This window comes from Streptomyces sp. NPDC033229 (assembly GCF_055576875.1).
Genome location: NZ_JBVIQR010000113.1, coordinates 1 through 6534, shown reverse-complemented (window position 1 = coordinate 6534; position 6534 = coordinate 1). Strand labels below are relative to the sequence as shown.

Below are 6534 nucleotides of genomic sequence, written 5' to 3'. Positions count from 1 at the left end.
CCCTCCGCAAGAAGTCCACGCCGAGCACATGCAGTCGCGGACCGCCGCCTGAACGCGACAGTCAAGACCCTGTCCGAAGAACGCGAGGCCCCTCACCCATGCTTCGGTCGACGTAGACCGACATGACCAGACTCAAGGGCGTCAGGCCCACGATCAGAGGCAGATACCAGGGGGGTGCTCCCCGCTCCAGGCCGCCGGCGATCAGGAAGGGAAAGGCGATGATGGAGAAGCTCGTCGAGATCACGTTCAAAGCAGTGATCGCCCACGGGGGTATACCGGAGGGCTTGCGTTTCCTCCCTCGGTGGCCGTCCCTAGGTGCCGTCATCTGTCAATTACCCCAGATTCGAAGCGAATTGCCAATAGATCGCACACGCGAATAATCCGACTCATTCGTTTGTCGGGTGGCAGCTTGTTCGAGACCGGTACAGAACAGAGGAGAAGCGCGGGAACCCACAGATAGCCCGCACGGAAAAGCAATCGGAGCCGTGGGGTCGCCCCACCGGCGGCACTACACCCAGCGATGCCGCAGTCCGAGAGCTGTCAGATCTCGCCTGGACCGCACATGCTCACGTGAAGACTCGGCCGAGGAACAGGAACAGGTGGAGAACGGCGAAGACAATGGGAACCTGTCGTTCACTCAGCCCCAACTCGGCATACCGTTTGCGCCAGGAAGGAGCGACATCGGGCTTAAGACTCGCCCACTCGTCACTGAAGATCTTGGCAGGAAGCTGCTCCTCCAGCTTGTTGATCACGGTGAACTTCGCTGCGTTGAGATCCCGGTAGCTCTTGAGCTGGAGCCGCCAAACGGCCGAGAGGGCAGCTCCGGCGAGGGCGACAGCCAGCGAGGCCCACCACACGCTGGCGAGGTGGGGACCCCCAAGGGCGACCACGCTGACGAAGGCAGTCTGCACGGTCAGGAAAAATGAGTTGGACACCCCACGGCGCGCGGACACGCGATCGGCCATCTCCACGGCCGTCTTGTAGAGCTCGAGCAAAGTCTTTGAGGGTTCGAGAGACTCGCTCACCGGAATCCACCCTTCCTGGACGTTGCAGGGTGACGTAAGGCAGGAGATGAGGAAGAACTCAGGCTCTCCGGGCACCGGGCGGCCAGATGACGTGCGTCTCGACCCCGCGCTTGCGCGCGTAGGCGACGATGTCAGCCGTGCCGCCAACGCCCCCGGCCTCATGTCCGTCCCAGACGGCGAGAAGCACATCGCTGTCCTCGACGACCCGCTGGCCAGCAGCTAGATAGGCATCCTCACCGGGATCCGCAAAGTCCAGCACGACCCGCTCCGCGGCGAGGCCGAGCAACAGCCGGTAGACAGCAACGGCATCAGCCGACTGGAACGCGGATTCGTAGCGGCCGCTGGGCACGATGGCACAAAGTTCCCCGCCGGCAGCAAGCACTGCGAACGCGAAGACCTGATCACTGCCCTCGGCGAGCGACGTCAGTCCGACAAGACCGTCGTCTGCGATCCGCGTCAGCTGGTCGGCTATAAGCCGCGCGACCTCACGACGGGTGGCACCACTCAGATTCTGATGGCCCGTACAGCCGACACGCGTCACCGCACCACCCTTCCAAGGCGCCCAGGGACATCTTCAGTGACCAGAGACGTCGATGTCGATGCCGATGCGCCCTGATGAAGAGCACACTGCGCGCTCCCGGTAGCGCGAGCGGGCGCGTACCTACGATGCGTGCGCTGGGAAAGCCTCGCCGGTGGCAGTGGGCGCGACCAGGCTCCTAGAAGTGTCCTGCACCACATGAGAACTGAGCCTCACTGAAGCGGTTACTGAAATCTCCAGCGAGACACTGAAGCGCCAGATGAGAACCGACACTCCGCGCCACGCCGAACTGGCCGCCACACTCCGCTCGCAAGGTTGCTTAACTATTTTACCTGTTGTAGGTTTCTGGTCATCGGGGCGCGGCAGATCGGCGGTCATCCGCCTGGCCCCCCGGTTCATGGATCTTTCACCCTGTTTGTGAGGCAATGTGCTGGACTCCAGCTTCTCCACACCCGACGCGGCCAACTGGCGCTGGCATGCTCCCGAGCCCCATCAACTCGCCGAGATGCGGCCGCAGATGGAGGAGTGGCAGCGGACGAACATCGGGCTGACGCATATGAAGCACTCACTGATGGATGGGAACTCCAGCCTCTTCCCCTACGTCAACGTTCCCGATCCGGCCGCCACGGCGGCCTTGGTTCTGTGCGGCCAGGAGGCGCAGCGCCTCGCGGAGGCCCGGCTGTACTACGCCGACGAGCACACCACCGCCGCGTCACTGGCCGCCGCAGCCACGCCTCCGACTGAGCCGGTGAGCGCGGAGCGTCTGCCGTCGCCGAGCGGACTGATGGTCTTCGCCGACCCCATCGGCTCGTACGCGGTGAACACCCGCACGGCGGCGCTTGGCCGGGGCGGGGCGCCGGTCCAACTGCACACGCCGATCGTGGCGGTCTCCTGGTCGCTGTGGAGCCCCCGCGTCGGGCGCGTGCCGGTGGAGTGGATCGCCAACACCGTGCACGGCCGGGAGCGCGTCCACCCGGCTGAGCACGGCATATGGCTCACGTTCTACACCGCGTGCGGGGCCGCTCTGCGCGGCGTGGATCCCGGAACGATGTTGCACAGCCCCGCGCTGGGCGGCACCGCCCGCGCCCGAGAGCTCGTCGCGGCGCTGGACTTCCCCGGGCGGCCGGAGCTGACGTGGGACAACGAGACCGTCCTCTTCCTCGGCCGCAGGTTCCCCGAGACGGGCTCTCCGCTCGGCACGACCGGCGGCTGGGCCCAGACCGTCTACACCGCCTGGCAGCTGATGTCCCAGACCGGCGAGCACGCGTGGACCGAGACCGAGGTCGTGCCCCGTGACCGGGCCGGGCGCAAGCGCGACCGGCGCGCGGGCATTACCGGGGACAGCGATGTGAACGTGGTGCGGCTGCGGGCCAGCCACCGGCCGTCGGCCGAGGACACCGAGCGCGACCGCCGCGACTGCGACGGCCGTAGGCCCCCGCGCACGGACTACCGCTGGGAGGTCCCGCCGTACCGCAGCCCCAACCGCTGCCTGAACACCCGTCTGCACGCCGTTGGTGGTTGCACGCACGCCGAGCGGATCATCCGCCAGCACGTCAACGGCCCCAAGGGCAAGCCCGTACGGCGCCCGCGCGGCCCGGTCTATGTCTGGGACAAGGCCGCCGCCTGACCGGTCCCGGCTCCCTCTGAGCACGACCAGCGGGGGCGCGGCCAGGGCAAACCCGGCCGGGCCGCGCCCCGCTTCCGAAACTCCTCGTACCACCGTCTGTCGACCGGCCTCGAGCAGGTCGCCGAGGCGACGCGGCACGGGCCGGCCGCCCACCCCGCGACGCCGGCGGCCGTTGAGGGCCAGCCGTTCCGAGTCAGTGCCGCGGCTCGTCGCACCGAGATGCGCAGGTCCTGCGTACCTCTCAACCCGGGGCCGGCATCCCGGCCCCGCCTACCGGATCAGGAATCCCCATGCCTTCTTCTGCTCAGGATCGCGCCCTGGCGGAGCTCATCCGCCAGGCCCTCGTCGATGACGGAGTGCTCGCCGCAGGGGCCTTCGGCGTCGTCATCTCCCAGCGCCGCCAGCCCATCGTCATCACCACCGACATCTCGGGCAGGCACACCGTCAGAGTCCGGCCCCCGATAGCCCCACAGAGGGTCGTCGACTTCGTCCGGAACAAGGCTGCGGAGCTGGAGCGCAACGCCATCAAGCTCGCCACGATGGCTCCCCGCCACCCTGTCAAGCAGCTGGTAGACGGCGAGGAATTCACCTGGCTCGGCCAGAGCATGCGCCTGCACCTGACGGAGCAGGAGGGCCCGGCGCGGCGCGTCCGGCACGACGACGGGTGGCAACTGGTGGTCAGCGCGGCCGACGTCCGCGCCCGCGGGGCCGATGTCCTCACCGACTGGTACTGCTAGGAGGGCCTTGCCTGGATGGAACGCAACGCGCCCTCCTGGTGGCGTCGGATAGCACCCGGCAGAAGGGCTCAGCCCGGCCTGGATGTCCGCGACCTCGGGAAGGTCCGGGCCGGCGTGTTCGACGAACTCGCTGACCAGGCATCGTTCCACTGGCCGCTCTTCCAGCTCCCGGCGGCGCTGTGCGAGTACGTCCTGGTGCACGAGCTGGCCCACGCCACCCGGCCGCCCGGCAAGCCGCACGGCCCGGAGTTCTGGGCTCGCGTCAAGCGCGTCATGCCCGACGGCCGACGGCGCCAGCGGCTCATGCGCCAGGCGTGGCTCGACATCTGGACCGGCGCCACCCGCTGACCCATGCCGCCCTGCACCCGCCGGTCCACGCCGGCCACATGTCCGCGGCCGCGCATCCCGTCTTCCCCTCTCTCTTCCTCAGGAGTCTTCTGTGTCCGATCACCGCCCGCTGGAGGGCTGTCTCCCCTCGTTCGGGCCGGCACCGTACGTATCCGCCGCGGGCTGGCTGGCTGCTCAAGGCCCACCAGGCCGTCCTGGAGGACCCGCAGGTCTTCGCCCGTCCCGACGCCCCCGTCACTCTGGGCGTGGGCTCGAGCATGGTGCCGGCGCTGCGCTTTTGGTCCCGCGCCTTCGGCCTGACCACCGACTCCCCGATCGGTGGGCCCCGTGCCGGTCTGCAACCGACCCGCCACGGGCACTGGCTTCTCGGCGAGGACGGTGCCGACCCGTACCTGGAGGACCCCGGCAGTCTGTGGCTGCTGCACTGGTGGCTCCTCCAGCCGCCCTGCCAGGTCCCCACATGGTTTCAGCTCTTTGCCCTGGCCGGGCTCTCGCGCATGACCCGGGACGAAGCCCGGGCCGGTGTGCAGCGCGACGCCGTGGACAGCGGCTGGACCGCCCCCTCCGACAGCGCGCTCACGCGCGACATCACCGCCATCGTCTCCATGTACGGGCCTACGCCCGTCCCGCAAGGGCACGAGCACGCGCCGGTCGAGGAGCAGCTCTCCAACCCCTTCCGCGCCTTGAACGTGTTGCGCGTCGAGGAGGCCCGCGGCCGCCACCACCGACCCGGCACGCAGGAACTGGTCATCAACCGCAACGCCGGCCGCATGGTGCCCGCCGCGGTCATCGGCTACGCCTGCCTGACCTTCGCCGACCGCGCGGCGCCTGGTGCGCGCAGCATCGCCCTGGGCCGGCTGCGGACCGACCCGGGCAGCCCCGGCCGTGTCCTCCTGCTGGATATCCGGACCGTGCAGCGCGCGCTGACCCAGATCGCCGAGTCCGACCCGGGCCTGGGCCTGGCCGTCGTGGACTCAGGCGACGAGCCGACTCTGATCTTCCGTACCCGCCCGAACGTTCTGGCGGACCAGGTGCTGGCGGCCCACTACCAGCTGGGGCGCGGGCCCGGATCGTACTGCTGACCCCCGGCCCCGGCCTGCGGCCCCGGCGCCGGGGCCCGCCCACCGCCGCCGCGCACCCTCCTGCGCGCCCCCGTTGTCGCTATCGCTTTTCGGAGATTTTCATGAGCACGACCAGGCCCGACGTCACCGGCTTGCCCTGCACGTCACTCCCACCGGGCCAGCAGCCGCGTCAGATCGCACTGTTTCCCGCTCCGGCGAGCGCCGGTGCACGACGGCATGCCGCGCCGCACCGGGCCGACCCAGCCAGTGCCCCGGACACCGTGGCCAGGGGAGAGGTTTCCGGCACCGTGACCCCGGAGGACGTGCAGGAGACCGACGCGGAGCGCTCACGTGCGGAGGTGGCCGCGTGGTTTCGGGCCCTTGATGCCGGGGTGGAGGCCGAGCTGGTCGCGGAGACCGGCATGGACCAGGCCAACCGCAGCAAACTGGAACGGGACCGCTCCCTCGCGCAGCGGGAGGTCCCCGCCCTGGGGATCGCCCGCTCGCATGTCGCGCTGCTGGAGGCGGCGCAGGCCTGGCGGCTGGTCCGCACGGACGACGGGGCGTATGCGGTCCGGCGCTCCCGGGATGCCGAGGGCGGCCGGAAGGTCAGCGGCGAGCGCGTGGCGCTCTTGCTCCAGGCCCGCTACTTCGCGGAGGTCACCGAGAGCAGTGGGCTGGTGCGGGTGCGGCTGACGATCCGCGGCGCGCAGGCCCTGTACCTGATCGGGCTTCACCCCGCCGGCGTGCACGGTGACGAGCGGGCCGCGTACCAGGCCAGGTGGGCGAGGGTTGCGGGCCGGTCGCGGATGAGCCGGGACGCGCGCAAGGCGGTGGCCCGGCGCCTTCCTCCGCTGCCGTCGCACGCGGCGACCCGGTATGGGGACCGGCCGCTGACGGTGATCGAGCAGGCGTGGCGGGCGGCCCGGGCCACCGACGTGGTGTCCGGCCCGGGCGGTGCGGATGCGTGGGAGAGCGAGGGTGGAGCCGTGTTCGGCGTTGCGGTGCCGGAGTCGCGGGCGTGGTGATGCTGTCGCTGGCTGAGCCAGAGGAGTTCGCGGAGACGGAGGTTCAGGGAGAGGAGACGCTGGCTGTCCCTGCCGCTCATGCGGCTCTACCTTCTTCCTGGGTCTGCCCCAGCCATTCGTAGGGTTGTGGCACCCAGGGGAGCTGGGTGTGGCTTTCATGCGGCTGCCGT

General features: G+C 69.6%; 5 protein-coding genes and 1 pseudogene. 4 read left to right on the top strand and 2 right to left on the bottom strand.

Annotated features, from left to right (window positions below):
* Positions 1–566: 566 nt before the first annotated feature.
* Both ACZ53N_RS35925 and ACZ53N_RS35920 read right to left on the bottom strand, forming a co-directional pair.
* Positions 567–1025, bottom strand: a complete 459-nt coding sequence (locus ACZ53N_RS35925) for a RipA family octameric membrane protein (RefSeq protein WP_469144933.1) — start codon at positions 1023–1025, stop codon at positions 567–569.
* Positions 1026–1083: 58 nt separating this feature from the next.
* On the bottom strand, positions 1084–1566 hold the full coding sequence (locus ACZ53N_RS35920; protein WP_469144932.1) for a hypothetical protein: 483 nt from the start codon (positions 1564–1566) through the stop codon (positions 1084–1086).
* A gap of 424 nt (positions 1567–1990) precedes the next feature.
* On the opposite strand from ACZ53N_RS35920, the gene ACZ53N_RS35915 reads away from it, so the two are divergent.
* From ACZ53N_RS35915 to ACZ53N_RS35900, 4 genes and pseudogenes are all read left to right on the top strand, one after another.
* Positions 1991–3190 (top strand): hypothetical protein, encoded by a 1200-nt coding sequence (locus tag ACZ53N_RS35915; protein WP_469144931.1) that lies wholly within the window; start codon positions 1991–1993, stop codon positions 3188–3190.
* Between the two features lie 290 nt (positions 3191–3480).
* A pseudogene (locus ACZ53N_RS35910) lies at positions 3481–4275 on the top strand (YgjP-like metallopeptidase domain-containing protein).
* Complete coding sequence (locus ACZ53N_RS35905) at positions 4242–5357, top strand: DUF4007 family protein (RefSeq protein ID WP_469144930.1); 1116 nt, start codon at positions 4242–4244, stop codon at positions 5355–5357. Before ACZ53N_RS35910 ends, ACZ53N_RS35905 begins: the two are co-directional and overlap by 34 nt.
* A gap of 287 nt (positions 5358–5644) precedes the next feature.
* Entirely contained in the window at positions 5645–6364 is a 720-nt protein-coding gene (locus ACZ53N_RS35900) for a hypothetical protein (protein ID WP_469144929.1), read from the top strand.
* Positions 6365–6534 lie beyond the last annotated feature (170 nt).